The sequence below is a fragment of the Aeromonas ichthyocola genome (assembly GCF_046087985.1).
GTDB lineage: Bacteria > Pseudomonadota > Gammaproteobacteria > Enterobacterales > Aeromonadaceae > Aeromonas > Aeromonas rivipollensis.
Map to the genome: position 1 here is coordinate 368645 of NZ_JBJSWH010000003.1, position 14719 is coordinate 383363.

16 protein-coding genes and 2 pseudogenes are annotated in these 14719 nt (G+C 60.8%); 5 read left to right on the plus strand and 13 right to left on the minus strand.

The window, feature by feature from the left end; translation table 11 throughout:
• Positions 1-14: 14 nt before the first annotated feature.
• From ACF2JD_RS10520 to ACF2JD_RS10530, 3 genes are all read right to left on the minus strand, one after another.
• Positions 15-344, minus strand: coding sequence for a hypothetical protein (locus ACF2JD_RS10520; protein WP_339385209.1), 330 nt, complete (start codon positions 342-344; stop codon positions 15-17).
• Positions 345-358: 14 nt separating this feature from the next.
• Positions 359-832: a hypothetical protein gene (locus tag ACF2JD_RS10525; protein WP_440987376.1), complete on the minus strand. Its 474-nt coding sequence runs from the start codon at positions 830-832 to the stop codon at positions 359-361.
• Positions 833-949: 117 nt separating this feature from the next.
• Positions 950-1399, minus strand: coding sequence for a DUF637 domain-containing protein (locus tag ACF2JD_RS10530; RefSeq protein ID WP_440987377.1), 450 nt, complete (start codon positions 1397-1399; stop codon positions 950-952).
• 590 nt (positions 1400-1989) lie between these two features.
• Between ACF2JD_RS10530 and ACF2JD_RS10535 the strand changes: the two are divergent.
• Together ACF2JD_RS10535 and ACF2JD_RS10540 are read left to right on the plus strand one after the other, a co-directional pair.
• A pseudogene (locus tag ACF2JD_RS10535) lies at positions 1990-2163 on the plus strand (MAPEG family protein); the annotation flags it as partial.
• Positions 2164-2233: 70 nt separating this feature from the next.
• Positions 2234-2377 (plus strand): hypothetical protein, encoded by a 144-nt coding sequence (locus ACF2JD_RS10540; protein WP_440987527.1) that lies wholly within the window; start codon positions 2234-2236, stop codon positions 2375-2377.
• A 94-nt stretch (positions 2378-2471) separates the two neighbouring features.
• On the opposite strand, the gene ACF2JD_RS10545 is transcribed toward ACF2JD_RS10540, so the two are convergent.
• Positions 2472-3860 (minus strand): DEAD/DEAH box helicase, encoded by a 1389-nt coding sequence (locus ACF2JD_RS10545; protein WP_111910662.1) that lies wholly within the window; start codon positions 3858-3860, stop codon positions 2472-2474.
• A gap of 783 nt (positions 3861-4643) precedes the next feature.
• Here ACF2JD_RS10545 and ACF2JD_RS10550 point away from each other — a divergent pair.
• Positions 4644-4922, plus strand: coding sequence for a hypothetical protein (locus ACF2JD_RS10550; RefSeq protein WP_440987378.1), 279 nt, complete (start codon positions 4644-4646; stop codon positions 4920-4922).
• A gap of 162 nt (positions 4923-5084) precedes the next feature.
• Here ACF2JD_RS10550 and aroC read toward each other — a convergent pair whose 3' ends face one another.
• Positions 5085-6173 (minus strand): chorismate synthase, encoded by a 1089-nt coding sequence (gene aroC / locus ACF2JD_RS10555; protein ID WP_025327059.1) that lies wholly within the window; start codon positions 6171-6173, stop codon positions 5085-5087.
• 16 nt (positions 6174-6189) lie between these two features.
• The gene (prmB, locus tag ACF2JD_RS10560; protein ID WP_106887942.1) at positions 6190-7125 is read right to left on the minus strand and encodes a 50S ribosomal protein L3 N(5)-glutamine methyltransferase; all 936 of its coding nucleotides are present in this window, start codon (positions 7123-7125) and stop codon (positions 6190-6192) included.
• A gap of 65 nt (positions 7126-7190) precedes the next feature.
• Here prmB and smrB point away from each other — a divergent pair.
• Positions 7191-7717: pseudogene (gene smrB / locus ACF2JD_RS10565) on the plus strand (endonuclease SmrB).
• Between the two features lie 40 nt (positions 7718-7757).
• On the opposite strand, the gene ACF2JD_RS10570 reads toward smrB, so the two are convergent.
• The 6 genes from ACF2JD_RS10570 to ACF2JD_RS10595 all read right to left on the minus strand — a co-directional run bounded on the left by ACF2JD_RS10570 (position 7758) and on the right by ACF2JD_RS10595 (position 12440).
• Positions 7758-8168 (minus strand): SRPBCC domain-containing protein, encoded by a 411-nt coding sequence (locus ACF2JD_RS10570; protein ID WP_440987379.1) that lies wholly within the window; start codon positions 8166-8168, stop codon positions 7758-7760.
• Between the two features lie 37 nt (positions 8169-8205).
• Positions 8206-8433: a DUF4287 domain-containing protein gene (locus tag ACF2JD_RS10575; RefSeq protein WP_440987380.1), complete on the minus strand. Its 228-nt coding sequence runs from the start codon at positions 8431-8433 to the stop codon at positions 8206-8208.
• A 47-nt stretch (positions 8434-8480) separates the two neighbouring features.
• Positions 8481-8879 (minus strand): GFA family protein, encoded by a 399-nt coding sequence (locus ACF2JD_RS10580; protein ID WP_025327064.1) that lies wholly within the window; start codon positions 8877-8879, stop codon positions 8481-8483.
• A 218-nt stretch (positions 8880-9097) separates the two neighbouring features.
• Entirely contained in the window at positions 9098-9463 is a 366-nt protein-coding gene (locus ACF2JD_RS10585; RefSeq protein ID WP_440987381.1) for a VOC family protein, read from the minus strand.
• A gap of 174 nt (positions 9464-9637) precedes the next feature.
• The gene (locus tag ACF2JD_RS10590; RefSeq protein ID WP_404836337.1) at positions 9638-11083 is read right to left on the minus strand and encodes a chitinase; all 1446 of its coding nucleotides are present in this window, start codon (positions 11081-11083) and stop codon (positions 9638-9640) included.
• A 163-nt stretch (positions 11084-11246) separates the two neighbouring features.
• Positions 11247-12440, minus strand: a complete 1194-nt coding sequence (locus tag ACF2JD_RS10595) for a methyltransferase (RefSeq protein ID WP_404836336.1) — start codon at positions 12438-12440, stop codon at positions 11247-11249.
• Positions 12441-12632: 192 nt separating this feature from the next.
• On the opposite strand from ACF2JD_RS10595, the gene ACF2JD_RS10600 reads away from it, so the two are divergent.
• Positions 12633-13211, plus strand: coding sequence for a PhnA domain-containing protein (locus ACF2JD_RS10600; RefSeq protein WP_025327068.1), 579 nt, complete (start codon positions 12633-12635; stop codon positions 13209-13211).
• 452 nt (positions 13212-13663) lie between these two features.
• On the opposite strand, the gene ACF2JD_RS10605 is transcribed toward ACF2JD_RS10600, so the two are convergent.
• Positions 13664-14677, minus strand: coding sequence for a Wadjet anti-phage system protein JetD domain-containing protein (locus ACF2JD_RS10605; protein ID WP_404836392.1), 1014 nt, complete (start codon positions 14675-14677; stop codon positions 13664-13666).
• Positions 14678-14719: the final 42 nt, after the last annotated feature.

Genomic DNA, 14719 nt, shown 5'->3' on the forward strand with positions numbered 1-14719 from the left:
TTCCCCATTATTTTTTATGACACATCGGAATTTGAAATAAGTTTCCCATCCTTGCCCATAATACCAACAGTCACTCTACCGTGAGGATCCGTATGCACCAACCACTTCTCTATTCTACCTGCATCCATTGATTTAATTATATTGTCGGCTAAGCGCTCATTGTTTCCAGCCGACTCTAATATTCGGTTGTAATTAGTCTTACTACCCAATAGCCAACCATCACTCCCTTGTAAACCATCCTTGGTCATCCCTTGTTTTGACGAGCCGAACTTATACTCCACCACAAGATAATCCACACCCGGTTTATCGATTTTGTACAAACCATCAATACCAGTTTGACCCACTCCGGGAACTCGGCCTATTTCCTGCGCACCAGGGATAGCCTGCTGGATCTTCTGCGAACCAACACATCGCCAATTACCCCTTTTTGCGCATTGGTTAACGTCCGAAAATCCATCAGAGGACGGCCATTGCTGGCAAATGTGCCACCATTTTTGACCAGCAACTCATAGCTGGTCAGCCCTCCGCCTAACGCATCCAAAGCAACCGAAGTGGCCTTGCCCGTCACTTTAGTGACAACCAGAACCCCACCTTTCGCCAAACCGGCACCGCCAGCAACCAGACCCGCGATATCGGTCACCAGCTTACCGCTTTCAACCCCAGCGTTGAATGAGCCGCTGACTCCGGCTTTCTGGTATTCAGCTTTCAGCTTCTCGATCCGTGCAATGTAAGATTGCTTCATTACATCCGAGACTTTTCCCAATGCATCACCACTGTTAAACAGTGCCTTCAGCGCATCAAGGGTTTCTATGGGGCTGCTGGCTGCTTTCACTATCCCTTCAGCCGTTTCATACAGACTGGCAGGTACTCCCGCAGCCATTCCCGCCGCAAAGCTCCCATCCTGTCCCAGATCGATAGCAGCCCATTTAACCCGAGTTTGCAAACAGGCTTAGGGGGTGGTGCAGTTAGACAACTCTTTATCTCTTTGTGCCTTTTGTTGGTGGCTGAGGTAGTTATACCTATGCACCGTCTCCGCCCGGTCTGCGCCGGTGTCAAAATTGTTTTCATCTCCAGTAACTGCGGATGCTGCAAGACCACCCAACAACTTGTTCAAGGCAACTTGATGCTCTGGGTTGTCAAAGGCCTGCATGCTCCAACTGCTGGCTAGTTCCGACATGGCACCGCCTGCAGCCCCCGCCGCAAAGTTGCCACCGGTGATCTCGGCAATGGCGCCGCTGGTCATCCCATGGGCGGCGATTTTCCCAGCCTCTACCAACGGGCTGTTGGCAGCATCAAATTTAATGCCTTGATCCCCTATCCAGTTGGCAGTGGACTTACCCACTTCCCCCTGAATATTGGAGAGCAAACTGGCTTTAAACGAAGTATTTAGGACACCCACCTTTTTACCACCTTTCTGAGCGGTGCGTCTTGGTTGGTTATCTCTGCTGTGATGGATGTCGATGCAAGGGATATGCGCGGAGAAGGCAAACTGGTCAGATTGGGTTGGAACCCCTTATTTAGACAGACCATGACCAACACAAGGGAAATGTCTGATTTTGAGATAAAGCAGGGGCTGACGCATCAAAGTAGCGGCTGGTGACACCGCTGCTGGCCACAGTGTCGGGCAAATCACTGGCAATAGTCCCTTCACCCACCACTCTGTTGCCTTGGCAGCTGAGCAGCGTCACCCGCTTCAGCCAGCGAATCTCATCCAGCCCCAACCGCGACAGGATGGAAGCAAGATAGCTGAAATATGGCCACGCTTGTCTGCTCTTATGGAGCGACCTGTCCAGTCCACCAGCATCAGATAATCAGTAAAGCTATAAGGCAGACCATAGGTTTTGCACTGGCTGACAAACAGCAGCAAGGGTGGCAATGATGCTTCGGGTTTCTCGCCAACTCGCCACATCTTGCTGCTACCCTCAGAGTCAAGCCATTGAGGCGCCAAGCAATATCAAAGCAAACACATCCACTCGAGAGCCAGATACCATGACCATAGTGCCCATCTACGCAGCCCTGCTCGCCCTGCTCTTTGTGTTGCTCAGCGTGCGCACCATTCGCACCCGCCACAGCCGCGGGGTGGCGCTGGGGCACGGGGAAGATCCCGCCATGCTGCGAGCCATGCGGGTGCATGCCAACTTTGCCGAGTATGTTCCCCTGGCCCTGCTGCTCATCTATTTTGTCGAAGCCTCGGAGCCAGACCCCCTGGCTTGTCCATCTGCTGGGAGCCAGCTTGTTGTGCGGCCGCCTCTGCCACGCCTTTGGCATGAGCCGCACGCCGGAGAACTTCCGCTATCGGGTGGCGGGGATGGGGCTGACCTTCAGCGTGATCCTGGTGAGTGCGGCCCATATCTTGATCACGGCGCTCATCTCTTGACCGCTTCACGACCGGCCAGAAAGACAAAAGCCCCGCCAGATTGGCGGGGCTTTTTTAGCAACCGAACAGCCGGGGAGCCTGGCTCCCGAGCCGCTTACTGGTTGTGGCTGGCGCGGCGGGGACGACGGGCCTGAGCCGGTTTGGCGGCACCCTCGGCGGGACGCTGGCCACCTTGCGGCTTGGGCTTGCCCGCGTTGCCACCGGTGCGTGCACCGCCAGCATTGCCGGAGCGACCGGCCCCCTGACGCTGACCCTGCGGGCGCGGCGCACGGCGCTCTTCGCTCGGATCGCGCGGCTCTTTGCGCAGCGGCGCGCCAATGCCACGGGCGATGTTGTCCAGGGTCTCGCGGGAGGCTTCAAAGCCAGCCACCTGCTCGCACTTGATGTTCTGCTTGGTCAGACGCTCGATGGCCTTGATGAGCTTGCCTTCATCGGCCGCCACCAGGGAGATGGCGTGACCGGCGGCGCCGGCACGGCCGGTACGACCGATACGGTGCACATAGTCTTCCGCCACGTTGGGCAGCTCGAAGTTGACCACTTGCGGCAACTTGTCGATGTCCAGACCACGGGCGGCGATGTCGGTCGCCACCAGCACCTTGACGCTGCCTTCCTTGAAACCGGCCAGGGCACGGGTACGGGCACCCTGGCTCTTGTTGCCGTGGATGGCGGCGGCGCTGACGCCGTTCTTGTCGAGGGTCTCGGCAACACGGTTGGCCATGTGCTTGGTACGGGTGAACACCAGTACCTGCTGCCAGTCGTTGCTGGTGACCAGGTGGCTCAAGAGCGCGATCTTGTTGGCCTTGTCACAGGGGTGCACCAGCTGCTCGATACGCTCGGCGGTGCTGTTGCGCGGGGCCACTTCGATCACCGCCGGGTTGTCCAGCAGGCCGGTGGCCAGCTCGCGGATCTCGTCGGCGAAGGTGGCGGAGAAGAGCAGGTTCTGGCGCTTCTTCGGCATCAGGGCGAGGATCTTGCGGATGTCGCGGATGAAGCCCATGTCGAGCATGCGGTCCGCTTCGTCCAGCACCAGGATCTCGACTTCGTCGAACTTGACGGCGTTCTGGTTGTAGAGATCCATCAGGCGGCCCGGGCAGGCCACCAGCACGTCCAGACCACGGCGGGTTGCCATCATCTGCGGGTTGATGCTGACGCCGCCGAAGACGACGTGGCTGCGGATCGGCAGGTGCTTGCCGTAGTTGCGCACGCTCTCGCCCACCTGGGCAGCCAGCTCGCGGGTCGGAGTCAGCACCAGGGCACGAATGCGGTTCGGGGATACTTTGCGCTTGCTCTCGGTGAGGCGCTGCAGCATCGGCAGGGTAAAGCCTGCGGTCTTGCCGGTCCCGGTCTGGGCGGCGGCCATCAGGTCACGGCCAGCCAGGACGGCCGGGATCGCTTGTTGCTGGATGGGAGACGGGGTGTCGTAGCCTTGCTCGGCAACGGCACGCAACAAGGGTTCGGCCAGACCGAGGGAAGTAAAACTCATAATTACCTGCTAGGGATAGGGGCGCCGGGGATCTGTGGTGGGGCTCCTCTGCTGAGCCGATGCCATCTCACAGGATCTGGGCCTATAGAGAAAACAACGATTTCCCCGGGGAGCAGAGCAAAGGGGAAAGAATAGAGGCGCAGTCTAACGGAGTTGGCGCACTTAGACGAGGAAAATGTGATATGCCTCCCAGCATGTTTGCCAAAAGCAGGCTATGTCCCCGCCCGGCAGAATGGCGCACAAGACGCATTCGAATCAGGGCCCCTGATGCCATTAACGGCGCGTACCGCCTACATCCGTCACTGAACAAGGAGGTTCAGGTTCATGCGTGTTATCCAGACCGCTATCCACTGGCATTGGCCTTGCTCTCCTGTTCGCAGTTGGGCCCCTTGGCGCTGCAGGAGAGCCCACTGTCGGTGGCCTGGAGCCACTGGCCCCCGTTCAGTTACATAGATCCCCGAAGGGAGCTCGGATGGGCTGGACGTCACCCTGACCCGCCAGATCCTGAGTGGGCGGGGGCTGGAATCCCACTTTCGCAACCTGCCCTGGGCGCGGGCCATGCATCTGCTGGAGCAGCAGCAGCTGGACGTGGCCATGGGGGCCCTGAAGACTGCCGGAGCGGCGCGCCTTTGCCCGCTTCTCGGTGCCCTATCAGACGCGCCAGCTTCGTGCTGCTGAGCAACAACCCCATCCCGGGCCAGCGGATCCCTGGCTGGGGATACCTGTTCGCAGCTTTGCCAGCAAAGCCAGCTGCGTCTTGGCAAGCTGCGCGGCACCCGCCCCATGCATCAGATGGATAGCTGTCCCGCCCTTAAAATGGCGAGCGAATACAACGCGGATGACCGACTGATCGATCTGCTGCTGGCCCGCCGTCTCGATGGCGTCATCATGGAGTGGCAATACGCCCGCTACCGGCTGGCCCAGCTGGGGGCCGACGGCTTTATCCGCTGCCAGTTGCTGTTGCACCACCAGCCGGTCAGCCTGATGTTTGCCAGCCAGGCGGTGAGCGATGCGCAGCTCGCCCGGGTCAATCGATGCCGCCATGCCCCCACCCGGCCGTGACGTGGCGCCGCCCCGCCGGTGTGCCGCCTCGACAACCCGGGGCTGAAGGTCCCCCGACCCTGACATTGCACCGATGAATACCCATGAAAAAGGCGACCCTGAGGTCGCCTTTTGACTGTGTCACGGCTGCACCACTGATCAGCTGACAGCGCTGCTTGCAGATCAGCGCAGCAGCGGGGTCTGGGTATGCACGCCCTGGTTCTGGGCACGGTGGCGCAGCAGGTGATCCATCAGCACCAGGGCCAGCATGGCCTCGGCGATGGGCACGGCACGGATGCCGACACAAGGATCGTGGCGCCCCTTGGTGATCATCTCGGTGGCCTCGCCGCTGGTGTTGATGGTCTTGCCCGGCACAGTGATGCTGGAGGTGGGCTTGAGCGCCATGCTCACCACTATGTCCTGGCCGGAGGAGATGCCGCCGAGGATGCCGCCCGCATGGTTGCTGGCAAAGCCGGCCGGGGTCATCTCGTCGCGATGCTCCGAGCCTTTTTGCTCCACCACGGCGAAACCGTCACCTATCTCGACCCCTTTCACCGCATTGATGCCCATCATGGCGTGGGCAATGTCGGCGTCGAGCCGGTCGAACACCGGCTCACCCAGACCCACAGGCACGTTGCGCGCAATGACAGCCACCTTGGCGCCTATGCTGTTGCCCTCTTTCTTGAGCGCCCGCATGTACTCGTCGAGGGCCTCCAGCTTGCCCGCATCGGGGAAGAAGAAGGGGTTCTGCTCGATCTGGCTCGCGTCGAAGGCCTCGGCCTTGATGGGGCCGAGCTGGGAGAGGAAGCCCACTATCTCGATGCCGTGCATCTGCTTGAGGTACTTCTTGGCGATGGCCCCCGCCGCCACCCGCATGGCGGTCTCGCGCGCCGAGGAGCGGCCACCGCCGCGGTAGTCACGCTGACCGTACTTCTGGTGATAGGTGTAGTCGGCGTGGCCCGGACGGAACAGATCCTTGATCTCGGAGTAGTCCTTGGAGCGCTGATCGGTGTTCTCGATCAAGAGCCCGATGGAGGTACCCGTGGTGCGTCCCTCGAACACCCCGGCCAGGATCTTCACCTCATCCGCTTCGCGGCGCTGGGTGGTATAGCGGGAGGTGCCGGGCTTGCGCCTGTCCAGATCGATTTGCAGATCCGCTTCGCTTATCTCCAGCCCCGGGGGGCAACCGTCGACCACGGCGCCGAGCGCCAGGCCGTGGCTCTCGCCGAAGGTGGTGACCCGAAAGAGTTGGCCAAAACTGTTCCCTGCCATGGGTGCTCCTTGCTGCTTAGCTCTTGTAAATCGCGAAATGGGCCTGGTACTGCACCAGCTCGGCGCGGGTCATCACGAAGACGCCGTGACCGCCGTTCTCGAACTCGACCCAGGTAAAGGGCACCTCGGGGAATTGGGCTTCCAGGTGGATCATGCTGTTGCCCACCTCGACCACCAGCACACCGTCATCCTTGAGGAAGTCCGCGGCGTTGGCCAGGATGCGCTTGGTGAGCTTGAGGCCATCGGAGCCCGATGCCAGCGCCAGCTCCGGCTCGTGGCGAAACTCCTCCGGCAAGTCCGACATGTCCTCGGAGTCCACATAGGGCGGGTTGGAGACGATGAGATCGTACTTGTCGCCGGCGGGCAGGTCGCGCATCAGATCGGAGCGGATCGGGATGACCTGCTGCTCGAGGCCATGGTCGTTGATGTTGCGCTCGGCCACGTTGAGGGCATCGACGCTGATGTCGATGGCATCCACTTCCGCATGGGGGAACTCGTGGGCCATGATGATGGCGATGCAACCCGAGCCGGTGCAGAGATCCATGATCCGGGTCGGTTCATGTTTGAGGAAGGGGGCGAAGCGGTTAGCCACCATCTCGGCGATGGGGGAGCGCGGGATCAGCACCCGCTCGTCCACGTAGAACTCCCAACCCGCGTACCAGGCCTTGTTGGTCAGGTAGGCGGCAGGCACCCGCTCCTGTACCCGGCGGATGATCAGCTCGGCGATGCGGTGGCGCTCGCTGGTGGTCAGGCGGGAGTGGCGCATGCCCGGATCCACGTCCGGCGGCAGATGTAACGCGGGCAGCACCAGTTGCACGGCCTCATCCCAGGCGTTGTCGGTACCATGTCCGTAGAAGATCCCGGCGTCGTTGAAACGACTCATGGCCCAGCGCAACATGTCCTGGATGGTGTGCATCTCGGCAACCACCTCGTCGATAAATATCTTGTCCAAATCCACCTCCAAGTCGAGTAATATCCGGCCCGAGAATTCTATACAGCGAGCAAGACGAGTACCTGATGAAAAAATCGCCCTCACCCACAGACGAGGAAAGCCTGCTGTTTCGTGATGCTGTCAAAGGTACCCGGAAAATTAAGCAAGATACCATAAGGGCCTCCTCAAGCCCGGTCAAGCAGAAACGCGAACTGCGCGAAAGCCGCGAAAAGCTTGGGGTTGACCACTTTTTCAGCGACGAGTACCAGCCTCATCTGGACGAAGAGGGCCCGACCCGATTTGTGCGTGAAGACGTGTCAAAATTCGAGCTGAAAAAGCTCAAGCGCGGCCTCTATCCGCCGGAGATCTATCTGGATCTCCATGGCATGAGTCAGCTCCAGGCCAAGCAGGAGCTGGCCGCCCTGCTCACCCTGTGCCAGAAAGAGAACATTCACGTCGCCTCCGTGATGCACGGCATCGGCAAACATGTGCTCAAGCAGCGCATTCCGAGCTGGCTGGCCCAGCACCCCAATGTGCGCGCCTTCCATCAGGCCCCGCGGGGGAATGGGGGGGCGAGAGCGCCATTCTGGTGCTGCTGGATATCGAGGAGTAGCCCGGCGCCGGGCAGGAGAAGGTTGATCGAAAAGCGCGTCTCAGGGCGCGCTTTCCATATAGCGTTTGAAGTTGTCGAGTATGCTCTGCCAGCCGGCACGCTGCTGCTCGTCGCTGTGTTCGGATTCGGCGTCGAACTCCTCGTGCACCCGGGTGCCTCCCTGCTCCTCCACGAACGTCACCCTGACGGCGCGGCCATCGTCCATGACGTAACCCAGGGAGGTTAGGGGCACCACCTCGGTGAAGGTGCCCTCGAAATCAAACCCCATGCTGCCATCCCGGGCGGCCATACGGTGACAGAAAAGCCCGCCGACCCGCAGATCCACCCGACTGCCGGGGCAGTGCCACTCGGGGGAGGCGGCATTCCATGCCATGATGCTGGCGGGAGTGTTCCACCCCTCCCATACCAGAGCGAGTGGCCGCTCGACCCGGACGCTGACGCTTATCTTCATCCCTCTTCTCCTCTGCCTTTCCTACGTTGCGGCATTTTTATGCCACGCCAGGCGCATCGGGCTGCGCCAAAAAGTGGGCCACCAGGGCATTGGCATGGCCGTGGCCCAGGCCGTGCTCGGCCTTGAGCCAGGCCACCAGCGCCATGTGTTTGCGCTCCTCCCGGCCCGCCAGCAGGGCCAGCCAGTAGGCAATCGGCTGCCCATAGGTTTTCTCGATGGAGGGAAAATAGGAGGCAGGCCCCCTCACCTTCTGTTGCTCATCCATGACAGTCTCCTTGGGGTTTTGCCGACACTGCTGGCGCAGCGACGGGCTCAGGGTTTGGGGGCGAACTGCTCGAACACCTGCTGCCCGGTCAGGGTCGGGGTGTCGTTTTTAAGCTCGTAGAAGTCCGGTTTCTCGTCGATAAAGATCTGCCCGGTGAGCTCGAACGCCTGTTCCTGAAACAGCCCGGCACAGAGGATGTACTCGTCCGTCGGCAACAGATGGTAGAAAAGGTGGGTGCCGCAGGTGGGGCAGAAGCCGCGCTCCGCCCACTCGGACGAGCGGTAGGCCACAGGGCTGAGCCCCTTGAAACTGACCCCCTTGCCGCCATGCACCGCGAACATGGGCCCGCCGGACCAGCGCCGGCACATGGCGCAGTGACACAGGTTGACCTCCTTGTGATCGCCGCTTGAAACGGTGATCCCGCCACACAGACAATGACCTTCCATGATGCCTCCTTGAGTGCTGAGCGGCAGACGGGGCTAAGTGGATCTTGACTCCTTGCCGCACCAGATGAAGTAGCACGGGATCCGGGCGGCGGCAACTGACCATCCCGGGGCCCCGCCGCGGGGCCGACGACCCTGGCCTCCCCCCAAAAGGGGAAATTCGCCACCATCATTTATCACATGAATGATTCAACAACCCCCATGCACGGGATGAATAACACTCAGGGCCCCTCCTGCAGGGCGATGCGATTGCCTTCGCAATCCCTGATCTCGGCCACCCGAATGTGCTCCCCCACCCGGGTGATGGTATAGAGACACTCCCCTCCCGCTGTCAGCGCCCGGGCCATGGCCCGCTCTATGTCCGCGACCTTCAGATAGACCCGGGTACCATCCTGGCTCGGCACATAACTCTCCCCCTTTGCCAGGGCGCCGGAGCAGCCCGCCATGCCGTCAAGGAGCGGGAACAGCGCCATCTCGTTGTCATCTATGTGCGCCCGCTCGAGGGTTATCTCGAAGAGCGCTTCATAGAAGCGGATGGCTCGCGTCAGATCCTGCACCGGAATTTCAAAATGGATGGCGATATTCATGTGTCACTCCTCTGTGTGGGATGAGCTCCCAAGCTCCCTCGAATAGATGAAGAGCGCAGGCAAGTGCCCGCCGGGCCGATCAGAAGCCCCCTTGCGCCGGATCCCCATGAAAGAGGGGAAGAGAGGCCCATCACCCCCCTTCCCCATCATGACTGATGACGCGGCCTGCCGGGCTCAGTTCACCGGCGCCCAGGGATCTCCCTTGCCCGGCTCGTTGCCCTGGGTCCACCACTTCGCCTGATACACCACGCCCTTGTGGCTGACTTTATTGCCTGCGGTGTAGACCTTGCTGGCCACCCAGGCAGGCACATCTCCCACGGGCGGGTCGGTCGGATCAACGGGCGCGGGATCGAGCTTGGCCACCACCCGCACCTTGGGCCAGTTGGCGTGGGAGCCGTAAAAGTTGGTCACGCACTTCTCGTAATCCCCCGGCACCAGGGCCGAATAGGCGGTCTGGAATCCCACCAGCTCGCACTCGAACGAGTAGCCACCCGGCCTGTCGGCATAATATTTCCAGTTGCCGTCCCAGTTGGTGTAGAGCACGTCGGTCGCGCCGTTCAGGTTGAGGCTGCCATAGGGAGTCTGCTGCCAGCAGGTATTCTTCTCGTCCGGGAGCAGCGGGATCCCGTAGTGGGCGGCCAACCCTTCCCAGTAACGGATGCGGTTGACCGGCTGTCCCTTGTTCTTGTTCTGCTCGCCACACTCTATGCCACCGTTGATGACATTGATGGTGGTGCCAAAGCCATAGCCGATGCCCGCCGCGATCTCGCGCTGGGAGGGCACCCAGGTTCTGTCGATGACGTGCAACATGGCGGGTTTGGGGGCTTGCGGCGTCAGGAAGAACCAGATGGCGGAGGCGAGGTTGAGCCAGGAGTCGGCCACCAGGCCGGGGTTGTTCAGCAGCACAGAGGCGTTGCCGTCAAACATCGCCTCGGAGAAGGCGCCGTAGTTGAAGTGATAGGAGAGCTGTTTAGCGCCACGGCCAAAGTAGCCTTGCCCCGTGCTGCAGGGCCATTTCCTGTTCTGCCAGTCATTCTGGCCACAGCCCGTGGTATAGCCGAGTTGTCCCTCGGCCCAGCCCATCTCGCGCACATGTACCAGCGCCTGCTGCCACTCCTCGAGCCCCAGCGGGTTGTCGGACACATTGTCCTTGCCGATATGGCCGCCGGTCTCCTGAGCAAAGTGGGCGAAGGCGGTGACGATGGATTTTTTGCAGATGGCGTCCGCATTGCGCCCGTCCGTGTAGTCGCCGCAGAAGGCGGGGAACTTGCCGACCGCCCGCAGGAAGCGCTCATAGGTATATTCAGGCGCCGCCATCTGGGTCAAAAAATCCCAGTCCGACTCGGTAAAGACCCGCTCGACCCGTTTGACGTTGTCCGGGTTGTCGGCTCGCCTCGGCACAATCGCCTCCACCAGGGTGTTGGGTCGGGTGGCCAATGCCTTTGACCAGATGCCGTACATGGGGTTGGCCGTCTTGGCTTTTTCAACGGCGGCGAGATCCGGCGCCGCTATCAGATAGCCGCCGCTGGTCTGCGGATCGGGCTGGATCGTCATGGCCCCCTGGCTTGGCAAGGCCCAGGCAAGGGTGATGAGCCAGGCGCTGCGCTTGAGTGTGAACATAGATAACAATCCTTGTCTCAATGTGAAGTTCAGGGCGAGCATAGGCGCCCCCACAACTAAATTCACGACAAGAATTAAGAGTTTGGCGAAATTGTGAGCCATTTCACTCTGCACTCAGATGAAACCTCGCTACGGCCTCATTTTGATCCCGGAACGCTCGTTTTTATGCGCCGCGGACGCGCACCGCCCGGATCAGCAGATTGCGAGGGGTCATGGGCTTGTCGCAAAATGCCCCCAGCTCTACCTCATAGCCCTGCTCCTCGAGGAAGAGGGCGCGATCCAGGGCGAGCCAGATCTCCAGCGGACGGCGAAACAGATGGCGCACCAGCTCCATGCGGGCGACGTCCCCAAAGCGTCGCTCCCCCCTGGCGAGGAAATCGCCATGGTCTATCCCCCCAGGCAACACCATCTCCTTGCGCTCGGCGGCCCAGTCACAGAAGGACTCGAAACTGCCCGCCAGCAGGCTCTTTTGCAGGTTGGGCACCGGCAGGTACTCATCCACCCCGCGCACCTCACGCTGCAGGCAATCGAAGGCGAGACGCCAGATCACCTCCTGCTCGCGCAGGCGGGAGATGCGGGCACCGCCGGTCACCGTCTCCTGCAGCGGCAGCTTCAAGTCACTCTTGCCAAGGTGCAGGGCGCTGGCCTTGGCGGCCTGTGACAGGGGGCGGTAATGAGAGGTGCGGATCAGGTGATAGCAACAGGGGGAGAGGGTCACGCCCCGGGCGCCGCGCTCGGCCACCTGCTCCAGCAGATGGGTATGCAGCTCGCCACAGGCATGGAGCGCCATGGCGTGATGGTGCGGGGCGATGAGCGCCCCCGACTCGGCGGCGAAGGCGTCGGCCTCCACAAACTGCATGCGGGCACCATCCCGCGCCGCGAGCTGCCGCCCCTCCTCGCAGAGCGTGCGCTGCAATTCGAGGCTCAGGATCTCGGCCCCTCGATGCAGGGAGACCAGGCGCCCCAGGTGGCCCTTGCCGGCGCACCACTCCAGATAGGGGCCCTGATGGGCGGGCAGGCAACCGGTGAAGGCTTCTATCTGCGCCTGCTTGCGCCCCGGCATGTACATCGCCATGGCCCTGGCACAGTGAATGAGTTCGGGGACAAAGGCGTCCAGCTCGCTCAGGGCATGGAGCTCGGCCCCTGCCGGGATCCAGGGGGCAAGCAGGGCGCAAAGCGCCCCCATGTCGCCGTCGAGCCGCGCTATCTCGTCAAGACTGAGGCCGCTCAGGCAGACGGCAAGCTCGGGGGCCTGGTCGGCGAAGGCCAGGCTCAGATGATGATAGGGCTGGTATTGCCACCAGCGTCTCTCTTCGGTCAGCAAGCGATCCAGTTGTCGAAAACGGTGAGCCAGCACGGTGAGCTTGTCCTGCTATCCAAAAGGGAGGCTCATTCTAGCGATCTGCCATCAAAAAGCACTCGCCAGCGCGCCTGCCCCCCGCCCTTGCTGGTAGCCTGACAAAAAGCAGGGATTTGTGCTATATTCCGCCCCCTCATTAGCGCGACTCGCCCAAGCGGGTCGTTTTACCCATATGAACGGAACCAAAACATGACCATCAATGCCATCCTGCAAGCGCGTGCGGACGCCAAGTGTGAGCTGTGTGGAGCAGAACATGCGCTGACTGCCTTCCCGGTGCCACACTCCCCCGCCAGTGACGATGACCACAGCGTGGCGCTGTGCACCACCTGCCGTGGCCAGCTGGAGCAGCCGGACACCACAGAGGTCAACCACTGGCGCTGCCTGGGTGACAGCATGTGGAGCCAGGTGCCGGCAGTGCAGGTGATGGCATGGCGCCAGCTTAAAAACCTGTCCGCCCGGGGCGAGATCTGGGCCCAGGACATGCTGGACATGATGTACATGGAAGAAGAGACCAAGGCCTGGGCCGAAGCGGGCAGCGCCAGCGACGATGACGACAGCGTGCCCACCGTCGACTCCAACGGCGCCGTGCTGCAGGAGGGGGATTCCGTCACCCTGATCAAGGATCTCGAGGTCAAGGGCGGCGGCTTCACCGCCAAGCGTGGCACCCTGGTCAAGGGCATTCGCCTGACCAACAACCCGCTGCACATCGAAGGCAAGGTCAACGGCGTGCAGATAGTGCTGGTCGCGGCCTACCTGAAGAAGGCCTGATCCCCTGGCTGGTGGTTCGGATGATGCAAGAAGCGCCCCCATGGGCGCTTTTTTGTTGTCTGGCCACCGACAATGTCGGCGCTGCCACAGTGGCGCCGCCGGGAAACTGGACTATCCTGCAAACCAGTCCCGATGAGCGAGCCACCCCTTCGCCGGATTTGCGTCAGGGGAGCATCCGCTCCCGGAACCCTGAAGCACTGGCCCGGATGGAATTCATGTGGCACTCTGGGCTATTCACATGGACAGATCCTGAACATCATGACCCCATGATGTCCTCTTGACACAAGGAGCACTACCTATGGCCAAAGCCAGCAAGAAAGATATCAAGAAGAAAATCGCCGCCCGCAAGGATAAAATTGCCAAGCACGAAGGCAAGATCAAGAAGCTGAAGAAAGCCCTGAAATAAGGGTCGGCAACCATGTATAAACCGCCCCCTTCATAAGGGCGGTTTTTTATTGTGCGATTTCCCTCTCAACACCAAGTGCCCATACCTGCCAGCGTCTGGCTGTGACCAGGACTTCTTGTTCCAACCAGGCTTTATTGGCGGTCAAATGAGCCAATGCCTCTGCCAGCACTGTGCTCCCCTGAACGGGTGCTATGTTGTCTCGCCAAGCAATTTTGCCTCGCTGCCTCTTTTGTTCTTTCGGCTGACGGAGTAAGTCGCGGGCATAGTGATGGACGTAATCCATGAGATTGTCGGGTAACCAGAGCGCCAGAGGACGACCCAGAGCCCCCGCCAGTTCGGTGGCAATGTCCAGGCCACGTTGATCCAGATCCCCAAAGTGTGCCCAGGGGAGGCTCTCTGGCAATAGGGGGAGCAGTTGCTTTGCCAGGGTGGTATTGCGGCCAGGGACATACAGCAGCAATTCGCCCTCTTGCAGCGGGTAGTCCACGAAGGCACCCTTGTTTTCCACCGTGACTAACTGCCGCCCTTCCCATTCCATGCCTTCCAACCCGACCAAGGCTCGTTCTGGCAATGCCAACTCCCCCAGAAGCATCATCACAGCGGTCATGTCGTGCCGTCTGCCCTCCACATCGACCAATGTCAGCGGTGTCAAGGTACGTAATCGTATGACCTCATCACCAAATACCCTAAGCCCCAGCGCTGTAACCTGCTCCATGTGATTCTGTGACAATCTGATCTTGCAGTCTCGGTGCCAAAGGCCACTCAGGGTTGCACCGTTAATGCGCCGAGGCAGTTGGCAACCCAACTCTGTCAGCACGGCATCACCCGACCAGACATTGTCGTCTGCTGCCTCTGCGAGCTTGTCCATCAAAAAAACACGACCCCGCTCGGTAAGCTGACGCCGCGCACCCAAACCGAGCGGTTGCACACCGCCAACGCGCTTGAGCATGTCATCCAACTCTCGGCCTGCGGCGCTAGTCAGTAGCATCCCCTGCCCCTGTGACAACCCCAGCAGCTTTTCGCTCAATGCACGAATATCCGCTCGTTCAAACAATCCCATCGACATTGTCCTCCTGCCTCAACTGACGTGGTATTGCGTATG